General features: G+C 60.7%; 15 protein-coding genes. 10 read left to right on the top strand and 5 right to left on the bottom strand.

Features of this window, described 5'->3' with window-relative positions:
* Positions 1 to 471 (top strand): sensor histidine kinase (locus tag AC04SI_RS32345; protein WP_488475645.1); only part of this gene is annotated, 471 nt, incomplete at its 5' end.
* Complete coding sequence (locus AC04SI_RS32340) at positions 464 to 829, top strand: response regulator (protein ID WP_404281365.1); 366 nt, start codon at positions 464 to 466, stop codon at positions 827 to 829. The genes AC04SI_RS32345 and AC04SI_RS32340, both read left to right, overlap by 8 nt.
* Before the next feature lie 607 nt (positions 830 to 1,436).
* On the opposite strand, the gene AC04SI_RS32335 is transcribed toward AC04SI_RS32340, so the two are convergent.
* Positions 1,437 to 1,988 carry a group I truncated hemoglobin gene (locus tag AC04SI_RS32335; protein ID WP_404281366.1) on the bottom strand — a complete coding sequence of 184 codons (552 nt, stop codon included), beginning with the start codon at positions 1,986 to 1,988 and terminating at the stop codon, positions 1,437 to 1,439.
* A 335-nt stretch (positions 1,989 to 2,323) separates the two neighbouring features.
* Here AC04SI_RS32335 and AC04SI_RS32330 point away from each other — a divergent pair, with 335 nt between their 5' ends.
* On the top strand, positions 2,324 to 2,632 hold the full coding sequence (locus AC04SI_RS32330; RefSeq protein ID WP_006201409.1) for a DUF1236 domain-containing protein: 309 nt from the start codon (positions 2,324 to 2,326) through the stop codon (positions 2,630 to 2,632).
* A gap of 155 nt (positions 2,633 to 2,787) precedes the next feature.
* Here AC04SI_RS32330 and AC04SI_RS32325 read toward each other — a convergent pair whose 3' ends face one another.
* Both AC04SI_RS32325 and AC04SI_RS32320 read right to left on the bottom strand, forming a co-directional pair.
* Positions 2,788 to 3,273 (bottom strand): pyridoxamine 5'-phosphate oxidase family protein, encoded by a 486-nt coding sequence (locus AC04SI_RS32325; RefSeq protein ID WP_404281367.1) that lies wholly within the window; start codon positions 3,271 to 3,273, stop codon positions 2,788 to 2,790.
* Complete coding sequence (locus AC04SI_RS32320; RefSeq protein ID WP_404281368.1) at positions 3,270 to 3,506, bottom strand: hypothetical protein; 237 nt, start codon at positions 3,504 to 3,506, stop codon at positions 3,270 to 3,272. The genes AC04SI_RS32325 and AC04SI_RS32320 overlap by 4 nt, the downstream gene beginning before the upstream one ends.
* Positions 3,507 to 3,767: 261 nt before the next feature.
* Between AC04SI_RS32320 and AC04SI_RS32315 the strand changes: the two genes are divergently transcribed.
* The gene (locus AC04SI_RS32315; RefSeq protein WP_404281369.1) at positions 3,768 to 4,061 is read left to right on the top strand and encodes a hypothetical protein; all 294 of its coding nucleotides are present in this window, start codon (positions 3,768 to 3,770) and stop codon (positions 4,059 to 4,061) included.
* A 208-nt stretch (positions 4,062 to 4,269) separates the two neighbouring features.
* On the opposite strand, the gene AC04SI_RS32310 is transcribed toward AC04SI_RS32315, so the two are convergent.
* On the bottom strand, positions 4,270 to 4,623 hold the full coding sequence (locus AC04SI_RS32310; RefSeq protein ID WP_006201407.1) for a cupin domain-containing protein: 354 nt from the start codon (positions 4,621 to 4,623) through the stop codon (positions 4,270 to 4,272).
* A 507-nt stretch (positions 4,624 to 5,130) separates the two neighbouring features.
* Here AC04SI_RS32310 and AC04SI_RS32305 point away from each other — a divergent pair.
* Positions 5,131 to 7,107 (top strand): acyltransferase family protein, encoded by a 1,977-nt coding sequence (locus AC04SI_RS32305; protein WP_404281370.1) that lies wholly within the window; start codon positions 5,131 to 5,133, stop codon positions 7,105 to 7,107.
* Positions 7,108 to 7,233: 126 nt separating this feature from the next.
* Here AC04SI_RS32305 and AC04SI_RS32300 read toward each other — a convergent pair whose 3' ends face one another.
* A complete protein-coding gene (locus tag AC04SI_RS32300; protein WP_404281371.1) occupies positions 7,234 to 8,766 on the bottom strand; it encodes an FAD-dependent oxidoreductase in 1,533 nt (510 codons plus the stop codon).
* Between the two features lie 331 nt (positions 8,767 to 9,097).
* Here AC04SI_RS32300 and AC04SI_RS32295 point away from each other — a divergent pair, with 331 nt between their 5' ends.
* The 5 genes from AC04SI_RS32295 to AC04SI_RS32275 form a co-directional block, all read left to right on the top strand.
* Positions 9,098 to 10,024 carry a DMT family transporter gene (locus tag AC04SI_RS32295; RefSeq protein ID WP_404281372.1) on the top strand — a complete coding sequence of 309 codons (927 nt, stop codon included), beginning with the start codon at positions 9,098 to 9,100 and terminating at the stop codon, positions 10,022 to 10,024.
* 135 nt (positions 10,025 to 10,159) lie between these two features.
* The gene (locus tag AC04SI_RS32290; protein WP_404281373.1) at positions 10,160 to 11,515 is read left to right on the top strand and encodes a selenium-binding family protein; all 1,356 of its coding nucleotides are present in this window, start codon (positions 10,160 to 10,162) and stop codon (positions 11,513 to 11,515) included.
* Positions 11,512 to 11,883, top strand: coding sequence for a 2Fe-2S iron-sulfur cluster-binding protein (locus AC04SI_RS32285; RefSeq protein WP_404281374.1), 372 nt, complete (start codon positions 11,512 to 11,514; stop codon positions 11,881 to 11,883). Before AC04SI_RS32290 ends, AC04SI_RS32285 begins: the two co-directional genes overlap by 4 nt.
* Positions 11,884 to 11,888: 5 nt before the next feature.
* Entirely contained in the window at positions 11,889 to 12,338 is a 450-nt protein-coding gene (locus AC04SI_RS32280) for a CoA-binding protein (RefSeq protein ID WP_040582505.1), read from the top strand.
* A 144-nt stretch (positions 12,339 to 12,482) separates the two neighbouring features.
* Positions 12,483 to 13,282 (top strand): ankyrin repeat domain-containing protein (locus AC04SI_RS32275; protein ID WP_488475644.1); only part of this gene is annotated, 800 nt, incomplete at its 3' end.

The raw sequence follows: 13,282 nt of genomic DNA, 5'->3' as shown, positions 1-13,282 counted from the left end.
GCGCTCTCCCGATCGCACAATTTGCTGACCCGCGAAAACTGGCACAGCGCCGGGTTGCTCGATGTCCTCCACGATGCACTTGAACCGTTCGGCGTCACCGATGGGCGGACCGAGCGCCTGGTGATTGCCGGCGACAACATCCGCCTCTCGACAAAGGCCTCGCTGGCGCTTGGGATCGCCTTCAACGAACTCGCGACCAATGCGGTGAAATACGGTGCGTTTTCCAATGACAAGGGCTCGATCCGGATCGATTGGACGATCGAGCCGACCTCGGAGGGCCGCCGACTGGTCCTGTCATGGCAAGAGAAGGACGGGCCGAAGATTACGCCGCCGTTGCGAAAGGGGTTCGGTTCGCGCGTGATCGAGCGCGGCCTGACCCACGAGCTCGAAGGCACTGTGCAACTCGACTATCGCCCGGACGGGTTGATCTGCACGATGAACATTCCGGTACCGGGAACTCGTGATGGATAAACTGCTTTCTGGCCGCCGCATCCTCGTTGTCGAGGATGAAATTCTGGTCCTGATGATGATTGAGGACATGCTGGGCGATCTTGGATGCGAGTCCGTCACCTCAGCCGCCACGATCGAAAAGGCGATCGCCCTGATCGAAGCGCAGGTTTTCGATGCCGCCATGCTGGATATGAATCTGGATGGCGACGACAGCAATGCCGTGGCCGACGCGCTTGCCGAGCGCGGTGTGCCCTTCATCTATTCGACTGGTAACAGCGGTCGCGACATGCGCGAAGGCTTCAGCAACCGTGCCGTCCTTCGCAAACCGTTCAGCTTTGACGAACTCAGCAGCCAACTCGAGCGCCTTCTTTCTCGTTGATCGAGGAACAAAGCTCCGGGAATGACCGGCGCGGCGCGGCTTCAGACGGTGCTGATTGGCCCGCATCCTCTCAGAGTCGGGTAGCTCCGTCCTGGAAACCGACTGTCGGCACTCTGCCGAACTATAAATTCAACGCGTTGGAACAAAAACGCTGCACAGTCGTTGCGTCTATTGACAATAGTTTTCGCCATGGCATCTCGAGGTAAAGGGAGGCCGTTATGAATAGCATTATTTGGCTGGTCGGCGCCGTAGTTATCGTACTATTGATACTCAGCTTTTTTGGCTTGCGTTAGACCGATCGGTTTAGGACAGGCATCAATCACGCACATAGGAGGCGCATGGCCTATATGGATATCACCACAATACTGGTCATAGTTCTTATCGTTCTTCTGCTAGGCGGCGGCTTCTACGGCCGTGGACGCTGGTACTAAACCGCGAAGATCATCGACGAGTATTCGTTCCCGCACTCCGCCCGATTGGCCCGCGCCCTCCGTCAGAGGCGCGGGTTTTTGTTGCCTCCTGGAAAATCTCTCGGGATCGCACCTTGTTGCGCGACCGGAATCATCCGTCCGATCCATGACCCTGGAACGCGGAAACACAGGGGACTTCAGCCCTTCTTGACGTAGCCGGCGGTGACCTCGTCCTTGTGCGCGGCGAAGGCTGCCAGGACCTCGGTTTTCTCGGCCTTCGGAACCTTGAAGTGGTCCAGGGTCCGTCCGAGTTCCGCTGCGACCTCATCGAATTCCGCGGGAGATATCCGCAGGTCCCGGTGCGCCTCCTCAAGGCCGAGCGGCGTCGTGCCAGGCTTGGTGGCCGTGAATTTGAAGGGTCCACCAGAAACGTCGCAGACCCACAGCGTGCGCATGAACTTGAGGCCGGGCAGCCTTTCCAGGTTCTTGGTGTGCCATTTCCGCAGCTGCGGGTTCTTGGACTTCTTGCCGACGATGGGATTCTTCACGACGGCGTCGCTGAAGTGATCCACCACCGCTGCGATGGCGAAGACGCCACCCAGCCGTTCGTACAGACTTTTCTCAGGCGTGGATTGCTCGTCCTGCGCGTGCGCGTTGTCCGCCGACAATACAGCCGTCGTCGCGGCGGTCACTGCCAGCCCTGCGACGACGATCCGTCTTGTGAAAGGGGTCGAAACAGCCGTTTTCATCTCTGGTTCCCTCCGAGTTGGGCCAGAACAAGCCGCAGCCTGTCTGGCGGCTTCAATGAAGGCAGAGTCTTAATCCGCCATCGTCTGAGGAATTAACGAGCCTCCCAGCCGAATTATTCCGATTGACGGCATTCCCACCATCAACATGCGAACCTTCGGCATGGGCGAAGATTCGAGCATGGCGCCAACCGGACTATCCGAGCGGGCTGATCATTTAGACGGCGCTGATGGGAACGATAGGCAGCGGCCAGAGTTAGCTCCATGGGCTCGCCATAACGGGACTATCAAGCCAGTCGCCCGCGACGATCCAAAGGCGAAGCTCACAGGAGTTTACAATGAAGAATTATCTTATCGCTGCCGCCGCCGGGTTTGTTCTGGTCGCCGGTATTGGTGCGGCCGTTGCAGAGGACGTCATCGTGATTGCTCCCGAACAGCAGACCGTCATACGCGAATACGTGCACAAGCAGAAGCTTGCGTCGGTCAGCCTGCTCGGCGTGGAACTCAATGTCGGTTCGCCTCTGCCCGACACGGTTGAACTTCATACGATCGACGTGCCCGACGTGAAATACAAGTACGTCGTCGTTCAAGATCGTACGGTGCTGGTTGACCCGGATACACGCAGGATCGTGCAGGTCATCGACTAACCATGCCGCGAATGGGAACAAACGCCTGGGTGACGTGTTGATAGACACATCGAACACCCGAGCGTTTGGTGTCTAAAGAGCCCGCTTCCAAAGTCCCCTCTGGAATGCGGGTTTTTTGCGCCTTCCGCCTTCGATGGTCCTCGCCGGGATGCCACCTACTGAAACGCCTGCCGTCCGGAGATGGCCTCGATCTTGATCCGATAGAACAGATGGCTGCCCGAAATGGCCGGCGTTGCGCCGCCCAGATTCAGGGCGCCGGGCTCCCACCAGTTGGCATGCTTCTGCAGCAGCGACCAGGCAAACTCCCGGTCATGGTTCGACTTGGGAAGCTGCTGGTCGACGGCGGGAATCGTGTTGTCGACCTCCGGCGCCCTCGGCAAGTCCTCGAACAGGCCATCGACGACGACGCTCTTCCAGCCGTCGCCGCCGACATCGTCGACCTGCAGGCAGACATGCGGGTTCTCCCGCATCCATTCGACCTTCTTGCCGGGCAGAGAGAAGCTGAAAATGGCGTTGTCGCCGAAGGCAAAGTGGATCGGCACCACGTAAGGCCGGTTGTCCCTGACGCAGGCTAGGCGGCCAAGCCTGGTCGACTTCAACAGGGCAACGCATTCCGGCCGCGTCATCTCCTTGATGTTCATTGCGATTGTTCTTTCCGTTGGTGTTCGCTTGCGTTGATGGTCAGGCTGACCTTCGGGATCATTGTCCCAGATCGATGCGCCGGGATGGCATGCACCGCCTCTGCTTCGGCAACACCGATCAGCGGGTCGATAGCCTGGATCTTCTGGATCTGGCCGCGCGCCGCCACCGTCTTGCGCAGGGCATGCAGGTCGTCGCGAATTTCGCAGAGCGTTGTTCGGACAGTGAGGGGCATGGGCCGCCTTCCTGCGACACAACAGGCTGAGATGATGATAGGTTCCGCCAAGGCAGAAGCGCGGGGCAACACCCGCGCCTACCCGCAGGACCATCGAGCTTCAGCAGCGGTCACCAGTTTACAATAGAAAAGCATTTTCTCAATCAATAATCTTTTAAAATTTCATACTCCGTTTTGAAAAGTATTTGGAACCCTTTTGCAAACGACCCGTTCCTCCCCTGGTCGCTTTGACGATCTGAAAAGCAACAAGAGGAATTGATCATGAACATCAAGATGCTTTGCACGGGCGCGATGGCGCTTACGATGATGAGCGGTGCAGCCCTTGCGGGCGGCAGCACCGGAACCTCGGCGCTCGACGACCCGGCGAAGATGACGCCCTTCTTCACCGATGCCGACATGAAGACCATGAGACCGGCGGAAGAATTCAAGGTCGCTTGGCTGGCGATGAAGGAAGAGGATCGCGCCGGCATGACGAAGGAATGCGGCGACGAGGCCATTGCCAAGGCGCATGACGAGTTCTGCAAGATGACCAAGCAGCTGGGCGGCGCAAACTAGCCGCCGGCTCTTGCCAATGGAAATGGCGGGCAGAGATGCCCGCCATTTTTTGGGATTGAGGCGTACTCGGCGGGGCGCTCTGTCTCAGTTACTTTACCGGGATCATGAGATGTGCGTTTAGCCTCGCCTAATATTCAGCGGGCTGTATATCGTCTCAACTCGGGCCTGCCCTGCGCCTCGCTCGGCTGCCTGGGGGCGCGGCCGCGGATCAGTCGACCCTGACGACAAAATGCTTGGTCACCGGCTCGATGATCTTCCAGGTGCCCTTGAAATCGGCTTCGACGACGAAAGCATCGCCAGGCCCGACCTCGACCGGCGCGCCGCCGTCCGGGGTGATGATGATGCGGCCCGCGATCATGTGCACGAATTCATAGTCGGTGTAGGTCGCGTGATAGGTACCTGGCGTCGCCTGCCAGGTGCCGGACATCACCTTGCCGTCGGCGGTGGTGTGCTGGACGGCGGTCTTCATCGTCGGCTTGCCCTCGACCACCACCCAGCCCGCGAGGTCGCCGGCCTCGGCATTGTCGACGGCGCCGAATTTGAGGATGGTGGTGTCGGTCATGATGGGCTCCGTTTTGCGCCGACATTGGCTGGCGCTGCATAGCCGATGCGGCGGATGCGGGCAACACGGGCCGCAACGGCCCTTTCCTTCTCCCCCTGTGGGGCCCGAAGGGCGGGCGAGGCAAGTGACTCGCCCAGGGCGGTGGATCGGCGCGCAGCGCCAAGACGGATGAGGGGTGTTCCAGCTTGGCGCCAAGCGTACCCCTCACCCGGATTGCCAGCCGAATTGTGAAGGACAAATCGGCTGGCAATCCGACCTCTCCCACAAGGGGCGAGGTAGGGGCGCCGCGCCTCGCCATCTCCACTTATGTTGCACTGCGTTAAATATGTTGCATTGCGGTATCTGGCCATAGGCGCGAGTCTTGACACGGGCGGGCTGTCAACGGTTGTGGTGCCGCGCGTTCGATGCGCGCGGAGGCGCTGCAGCACGTGTGATCCCCGGCGAGCTGTTTCTCGCCGGTGCGGACCATCGGTTCGGGGTCATGCACCAGCGCGAGGTTCAACAATCGTGTCAGCATCGTTCCGGCCTGATATCGAAGGCTTGCGCGCCGTGGCGGTGGCGGGCGTGATCGCCTTCCATTTCGGCCTTACGTCGCTCTCCGGCGGCTTTACCGGCGTCGACATCTTCTTCGTCATCTCCGGCTACCTTATCACAAAACATCTGCTCACCGAGATCACCGAGACCGGGCGGCTGAACCTCTGGCGCTTCTATGCGCGGCGCGCGCGGCGGCTGCTCCCGGCATCGCTGTTCGTCATCCTCGCCACGCTGGTGGCCGGCGCCTTCGTGCTGTCGCCGGAAGAGCAGTCGCTCTATTCCAAGGGCGCCATGTTCGCCTCGGCCTACATGATCAATCTGTGGCTGATCCGCTGGTCGTTCGACTATTTCGCCGCGGATGCGACCAGCAACCCGTTCATCCATTTCTGGTCGCTGTCGGTGGAGGAGCAGTTCTATCTGGCCTGGCCGGCGTTGCTGATGCTGGCGGCATGGCTCGCCCCCGGCAAGCGCGCGGCGATGCTGGTGATCGGCCTCGTTGGCCTCGTCTCTTTCGCCGTCTGCGCCTGGTTGACCACGGTGGCGCAGCCCTGGGCGTTCTATTTCTCGCCGCTGCGCGCCTGGGAATTCGCCGCCGGCGGTCTCGCCACCATGGTGCCGGCACGTTTCTGGCGCGAGCGCCCGCAGCTCGGCGCGCCGCTGGCGTGGCTGGGTCTGGCGCTGATCGCCGGCGCCTATCTCAGCTTCACCGAGGAGGCGCCCTTCCCCGGTTTCATGGCGCTGGCGCCGGTGGCCGGCACGGTGATGCTGCTGCTGGCCGGTGCCGCCAATGCCGAGCTGCGCGCCAGCAGCGGCCCGAGTGCCGCACTGGCGCTGCCGCCGCTGCAATGGGTCGGCAAGCTGTCCTATTCGCTCTATCTCTGGCACTGGCCGGTGATCGTCTATGCGTCGATGCTGGTGCCCGATCTGACGCCGCTGCAACGCGTCGGCTGCATGGCACTGACCTTGGCACTATCCCTCTTCACCTATCATGTCATCGAGAACCCGATCCGCCGCAATGGCTGGCTTATGGCCAGTGCGGCGCGGGCGCTGGTGCCGGCCGTCCTCCTGACCGGCACCGGCGTCGCAGCCGCTTATGCCAATGCGCGGCTCGCCGTCAGCGACCTCGACCCGGTGCAGCGCAGCATTGCCGAGAGTGCGGCGCGCCCCTCCACTGCGCGCGCCAAGGTCGGCTGCGTGCTCGACTACGAGACGGTGACGCCAAAGCCCTGCGAGTTCGGCGACAAGAACGCGCCGCGCACGATCGCGCTGTTCGGCGATTCGCATGCCGACCACTGGTCGACGCCACTGATCGCAGCGGCCAGGAAGAACGACGCCAAGGTGGTCACCTGGCTCAAATCGTCCTGCCGGGCCTCGCAGCTGACGGTGTGGGTGACCAAGCTGAAGCGCGACTACACCGAGTGCGATCAATGGCGCGCGCAGTCGATCAAGGAGATCATCGCGGCGCGGCCGAGCCTGGTGGTGATCTCGGAGATCGCGCTGGCGAGTTCGCGCAAGATGTCGCCCGACGCCCAGATCCCAGCCGACCAGGACGCTCGGTGGCGCGATGGCCTGCGGGCGACGCTTTCAGCGTTCAGCCAGGCCGGGCTGAAAGTCGCCTTCATCCGCGACGTGCCGTTCAACGAAGAGCATGTCGACACCTGCGTGGCCAGAGCGCTGTGGCGAGGCGAAGCGCCCTCGCTCTGCGACCAGAAGCGGACCGACGCCGCCAACGACGCAACGGCCGCGGTGGAGCGCGAGATCGTACGCAGCGTCCCCAACGCCAGCTACATCGACATGACCGACCAGTTCTGCGACGCCACCATTTGCCACGTGTACATCAACGGCAAGATCGCCTACCGCGACCGCCATCATCTGGCGACATCGTTCGCGGAGTCGCTTGAGCCGGAGGTGGAGAAGGCCGTGTTCAGGCAGGTGGTGGCGCAGAGGTAGGGGGTGGCTACTCTCACTTTGGCGGGTAAGTAAGCTCTCCGACATTTACATGGCGCCTCATCGCTCCCAGTCCTTCGGGTCGCGCGCGGTATGTGGCCGTGACGGAGGTCTTCGCGGAGCGCTCCGTCAGGTCATCTGACGCTCCATTTCCAGTTCGGCTTCGAGGCTCTCAACGTCGCGGAAGATCGACGCGACAGCCAGTGGGCGCCCTTTGCGCTTGAAGCGCAGCAGGCAATCCTTGGCTGTGATATCTCCATCGACCGCGATCTCGTCCCATTGTTCGGCATGGCCGACATAGTTGATGGGAACATCGTAATGCTGGCTCCAAAAGAAGGGCACGGCGACGAATTTCTCACGATGGCCGAGCATGTTGAGCGCCGCTGTTTGCCCCTGCCTCTCGGCAACGATCCAATGCTCGACCCGAATGTTCTCGCCACTGTGAGGATCTGGCCAGCGCGCAATGTCGCCGGCCGCGAAGATCCCGGGTGCACTTGTCTCTAGAAAAGCGTTCACCACGACACCGCGATCGAGGCTGAGCCCAGCCCTTTCGGCGAGCCCCGTCCGCGGTTTCACACCGATGCCGGCGACAACGAGGTCCGCCGGCAATGTTTTGCCGCTGGTGAGTTTCACCGTGCTACCGTTGATGCTGCTCGCGGCGTCCTCGAGATGAAATACGACACCATGCTCCTCATGGAGGGCGCGGACGAAGTCGCCCATTTGCGGACCCAGGACCCGCTCCATGGGTCGCTTGTCCGGCGCCACGACATGAACTTCGATATCGCGCGAGCGCAGGGCCGCGGCAACTTCCAGGCCAATGAAACTGGCGCCAAGCACGATGGCGCGGCGCGCAGTAGTGGCTTGTGCGATGATCGCCTTGCAATCGGCGAACGAGCGCAGCGAGTGGACGTGGGGCTGGTCGGCGCCGGGGATGGTCAGGCGCACCGGTTCGGCTCCGGTCGCAAGCAGCAGCTTGTCGAAGGGAGCCCGCTCCCCATCGGCGAGTACAACTTCGGCAGAACGTGCATCGACACCGGCGACACTGGCATTGAGACGCAGGTCGATATTGTTCTTTGCGTAAAAGCTTTCTCCGCGAAGTGGCACCCAATCCTCCGGCGCTTTGCCGGCGAGGTAGTCCTTGGAAAGATTGGGCCGATCAACCGGCGGCGCTGCATCGCTGCTGACCATGACGATGCTGCCTTGATACTGTTCGCGCCGCAGTCTTTCGGCCGCTGCGAACGCGGCCGCGCCACCGCCGACAATGACGATTTTCTCTGGAACCCGGCCGGAGTTGCCACCGCGCTGCTTCGGCGCTGTCCGCTTGCGCTTCTCGCCGACGAATATCCTGTTATCGCGCAGTTCCACCGACCAGCAGGCGAGTTGGTTGAAAGCGGGCGCGCGTAGGGCCTCGCCCGTGCGCAAATCGAAGCATGCGTGATGCCAGGGACACCGAACGGTATCCTCCACCACAAGACCGTCGACGAGCGGCCCGCCGTAATGTGTGCAAGTCGCCCCGATGGCGAAGACCTCGCTCCCACGGCGCACCAGCAGCACCTGTTCATCGCCGCAATGACCTAACAGCTTTCCGCCATCGGCAAGCTCGGAGAAAGGGATGCCCTGCACCAGATCCGGCCCGCTTGGTTTGGTATGACCTTCAGCCATTTCCTTCTCCCCTGGCGATCCTATCGCCTGCACGGCCAAGAAGCGCGAAATCCTCCGGAGTCGCCAACCTCGGACTTGTCTTCCGGCCAGCGCGCCATCGGGTTCTCGACGCCGCTTCTGCCAAACGTTCGGCCACATCATTCGTTGCCAGTGAGCAGCGTGCAGACTCCAATTTTGCGCCATCAAGCCAGCCGCCACGATGAAGACGCTCCGCGCTCCCAGGACATCTTCCGGGCACGATGCTACCGCTGGTCTGTATTGGACCGCCATATCGAGGGAGCTGCCATCTGGCCCTGCCGCTTGCTCTGCGATATCGGCTGCAATCCGTCACATGAGTGAAGCCGTGAAGATATCCAGCCAGACAGGCACCGTTTCCCCGATGATCCCGGTGCTTGTATGCGCGCTCGCGATCTTCCTCCTGTCCGTGATGGATGCGGCGATGAAGACCCTGGTTATCGCCATAGGCGTCTACAATACGGTGCTGTGGCGCAGCATGCTCGCCACTGCAGTCGCGGGCGCAGGGTGGTCGGCAGGGCCGCGCTCGCGGCCAACCGTTTCGGTGCTGAGGCTGCATGCGTTGCGTGCCGCGGTTATCTGTATCGTTCTGCTATCGTTCTTCTGGGGGCTCGCGAGGCTGCCGCTCGCGGAGGCGATCGGGCTTAGCTTCGTCGCGCCCTTGTTCGCGCTTTTCCTCGCCGCGCTGTTGCTGGGCGAACGAATCCGGCGGCAGGCCATCTGGGCATCGATGGCCGGCATCGCGGGCGTGGCGATCATAATGGCCGGCCAGTTTGGGCAGGAAAGCTATTCGCAAGATGCCCTGCTTGGCACGGCAGCGGTGCTTATGTCGACTGTGTTCTACGGCTACAATCTGGTGCTCGCCCGGCAACAGGCGCTGTTGGCCAAACCAATCGAGATCATGTTCTTCCAGAGCCTTGCCAATGCAATCGTCCTCGGCTGCGCCGCACCGTGGCTCGCGGTCGCCTTGCCGGCCAATCTTTGGCTTCCTCTGGCCGGCGTGACGGTCCTGTCGCTCAGCGGCCAATTCCTGATGAGCTGGTCCTACGCCCGCGCCGAAGCGCAATATCTGATCCCAACGGAATACTCGGCCTTCATCTGGGCGATCGCACTCGGCTGGTTCTTCTTTGGCGAGGCGGCAGCCTGGACCACGCTGGCAGGAGCGTGCCTGATCGTCGCCGGCTGCCTGATCGCTGCGCGCGCAAACCCGAAGCTTGCCGAGCCAATCGAGGCCGCCGTTTGAGGAAGGCGCCCTGTCGCCGGATTGTACGGGTGCGCTTCGCCGGCCACCGCGGCCGTAGCGCCAACGGCAAGCATGCACTAACATTCCAGCTTGCCCCCTGGGGCTGGCCAGTGATCTGTTCAAAGGGAAGTACCCATGACCAATCATTGCTGTGGACCGGGCTATGCTTCTCCTGCCGAGGCGATGACGGCACCTCGCGAAAAGCTGCTCTATACGATTGCCATCTACACCGGCACCGGCATTCAGAAGCCGGACTATCTGTGCACCATCGATGTCGACCCGGAGAGTTCGACCTACAGCCAGGTCATTTCACGTTTGCAAATGCCGGGTATTGGCGATGAGCTTCATCACTCGGGCTGGAATGCCTGTTCGTCGTGCCATGGCGATGCGAGCATGGAGCGGAAATATCTGATTGTGCCGGGTGTGCGCTCGTCCAATCTGCATATTGTCGATTGCGGTACCGATCCGCGCAATCCGACACTGTTCAAGGTCATAGACGGCGCTGAAATCAAAGCCAGGACCAATCTGTCGGCACCACACACAGTGCATTGCCTCGGCTCGGACATCATCGTTTCCATGCTTGGCGACGCTCAAGGCAATGCCCCCGGCGGCTATCTGCAACTCAGCAAGGAGTTCGAGATCGTCGGCCGTTGGGAAAACTCCATGGGCAGTATCAAGTTTGGCTATGATTTCTGGTACCAGCCGCGACACAACGTAATGGTCAGCTCGGAATGGGCCGCGCCGAATACCTTTATGCCTGGCTTTGACCTGGAAGAGGTTGGCCATCTGAAATATGGCCGAGAGATCCATTTGTGGGATTTTGAAAAGAAGGAGCCGAAGCAAACGTTCTATCTCGGTGAAGATGGCTTGATCCCACTGGAAGTGCGGTTCCATCATAATCCCGACAGCAGTCACGGCTTTGTTGGCGCGGCCCTCTCTGCAAACATCATCCATTGGTGGAAGGATGCGGCGGGTGACTGGCAATGGGAAAAAATTGTCGATGTCGGCAATGAGCCGCATCCGGAATGGCCGATACCAATACCGGGCGTGATCTCAGTCATTCTGCTCAGCATGGACGACAGATACCTCTATCTGTGCAACTGGCTGCATGGCGACATCCGTCAGTACGACATCTCGGACCCCCACAACGCCAAGCTTACCGGACAAGTGTGGATGGGCGGGCTTCTCGGCCGTGCACCCGAGGTCAATGGCGTGAAAGTGACAGGCGGGCCGCAGATGATACAGCTCAGCCTCGACGGCAAGCGTCTCTATGTGACGACCTCGCTCTTCTCGACCTGGGACAATCAGTTCTATCCGGAAATCCGCACCAATGGCGGATGCATGCTGATGGTCAATTGCGATACGGAAAACGGCGGCATGGAAATTGATCCGCTGTTTGTCGTTGATTTTGGCAAGGAACCAAATGGACCGAGCCGCTGCCACGAAACCCGTTATCCCGGCGGTGATTGCACGAGCGACATCTGGGTATGACCCGCTTCACCATCACTCTCGCCAATCAAGGCGGTGCGGCCTTTGACGTCGATCACCGCAAGCCCCTCTTGCAAAGCTTGCGCGAGCAGGGCGTGGACCTGCCCTACGGGTGCAAGTATGGCGGCTGCATAAGCTGCGCGGCAAAGATGATCAGCGGCAAAGTCGATCAAAAGGCGCAGCGGGCGCTGAACAACCGCCAGATCAACAATGGCTACATAATCCTCTGCGTCGCCCGCCCTCTGAGCGACTGCACGCTGGAGGTCGGCGTTGAAAGCCACGACAAGCTCTATCGCAACCCCTTCCTTGATCCCTTGGCCGCACATGAATTGAAAGCCGATATTGCGACCCCGTTGGAAGCAAAGAAATGACCCATATGAATCATGATGAGCCCTATTCGGAGGCTTATCTGCAAGACATTCTGAAGTCGGTCAAAACCATCGCGATGGTGGGGGCGAGCCCCGACAAGACCAAGTTTTCCTATGGTGTTCTCAGGGTGCTGCACGAAACCGGCTATGACATGATCCCGGTCAACCCCAGTTCCGGTCTGGAGGAAATTCGAGGGCTCAAGGTGTACCCGTCACTGGCGGCCATCGACCGGCCGGTCGATATGGTTGAGGTTTTTCGCCGCTCCGAAGATCTGCTGGAGGTCGCGCAGGAGGCCATCGCAATCAATGCCAAGGTTCTGTGGGGTCAGATTGGAGTGCGCGACGACGCTGCCGCCCGGCTGGCAGAGGAAGCGGGCTTGAAAGTGGTGATGAACCGCTGTCCCAAGATCGAGTTGTTCCGCCCCTTCTGGAAGCCGAAATTGCATTTGGGAATATGATTGCAGGATCACGGAGGCGAGGAAGTTGGCGGCTTGTTTCTCATAGCGTCGCGATGCGGGCGTTGTCTCGATCGGGGATTTTGAGGTAGACTTTGCCGTCTTGAAAGCGTGACGCGTACCGCGGTTTGCCTTGGGAGATGCCAAATGCGCATGTCCTTGCTTTTCATTCCACTACTGCTCGCACACATCCCGATTGTATCGCATGCCGCCGACATTCACGACGCCGCCATGAACGGCGATGTCGCGGCGATCACGGCGGCGCTCGATGCAGGCGCCGGTATAGATGAGAGTGATGGAACCGCAACGCCGCTCTATTTTGCGGTCTGGATGGGCCACGTCGAAGCGGCAAAACTGCTCATAGAACGTGGTGCGGACGTCAACGCCCAGACGACTGGTGGTCCCCCGCTGATGGCGGCTGTAGGGACAGGCAAGATCGATCTGTTAAAGCTGTTGCTGGAGCGGGACGCAGATCCAAATTCCAACCGTGGTGGCGAATTCGCCCTTCATGTCGCCGTCACTCTCGATTGTCTCGACTGCGTGAAGGCACTGGTCGAGGCCGGCGCAGACGTGAATGCGAAGACAATGGACGGCAAGACACCGCTCCATCTGGCAAAAAGCAGGGGGCAACGCGAAGTTGCCGACTATCTCTTGTCGCACGGCGTCGTCTTGCCAACACCAGCCCCAATCTCGATGAAGTTGGCTACTGCCGATGTCGAGAAAGGCCGAACCTACTTCACCCGCCGGTGTACCAGTTGCCACAACGTCGAGCCACGGGGAGGGAACAAAATAGGACCGAACTTGTGGAGCGTCGTCGGCCGCGACAAAGCATCTGTGGCAAATATGCGTTACTCCGACACGTTGCTGGGCTGGGAGGGTGTATGGACGTACGAGGACCTGAACAGATATCTCTTCGGGCCCATGCTCACCACGCCGGGCGTCAAGAT

It is taken from the genome of Mesorhizobium sp. CNPSo 4689 (assembly GCF_057784325.1).
Note: the sequence above shows the minus strand (reverse complement) of the source record. Positions and strands in the feature narration are given on the sequence as shown.

Bases quoted from the DNA above. Each gene is read 5' to 3' on its own strand.
- AC04SI_RS32340 (WP_404281365.1), top strand. From the start codon at position 464: ATGGATAAACTGCTTTCTGGCCGCCGCATCCTCGTTGTCGAGGATGAA.
- AC04SI_RS32335 (WP_404281366.1), bottom strand. From the start codon at position 1,988: ATGAAAACGGCTGTTTCGACCCCTTTCACAAGACGGATCGTCGTCGCA.
- AC04SI_RS32330 (WP_006201409.1), top strand. From the start codon at position 2,324: ATGAAGAATTATCTTATCGCTGCCGCCGCCGGGTTTGTTCTGGTCGCC.
- AC04SI_RS32325 (WP_404281367.1), bottom strand. From the start codon at position 3,273: ATGAACATCAAGGAGATGACGCGGCCGGAATGCGTTGCCCTGTTGAAG.
- AC04SI_RS32320 (WP_404281368.1), bottom strand. From the start codon at position 3,506: ATGCCCCTCACTGTCCGAACAACGCTCTGCGAAATTCGCGACGACCTG.
- AC04SI_RS32315 (WP_404281369.1), top strand. From the start codon at position 3,768: ATGAACATCAAGATGCTTTGCACGGGCGCGATGGCGCTTACGATGATG.
- AC04SI_RS32310 (WP_006201407.1), bottom strand. From the start codon at position 4,623: ATGACCGACACCACCATCCTCAAATTCGGCGCCGTCGACAATGCCGAG.
- AC04SI_RS32300 (WP_404281371.1), bottom strand. From the start codon at position 8,766: ATGGCTGAAGGTCATACCAAACCAAGCGGGCCGGATCTGGTGCAGGGC.
- AC04SI_RS32295 (WP_404281372.1), top strand. From the start codon at position 9,098: ATGAGTGAAGCCGTGAAGATATCCAGCCAGACAGGCACCGTTTCCCCG.
- AC04SI_RS32290 (WP_404281373.1), top strand. From the start codon at position 10,160: ATGACCAATCATTGCTGTGGACCGGGCTATGCTTCTCCTGCCGAGGCG.
- AC04SI_RS32285 (WP_404281374.1), top strand. From the start codon at position 11,512: ATGACCCGCTTCACCATCACTCTCGCCAATCAAGGCGGTGCGGCCTTT.
- AC04SI_RS32280 (WP_040582505.1), top strand. From the start codon at position 11,889: ATGAATCATGATGAGCCCTATTCGGAGGCTTATCTGCAAGACATTCTG.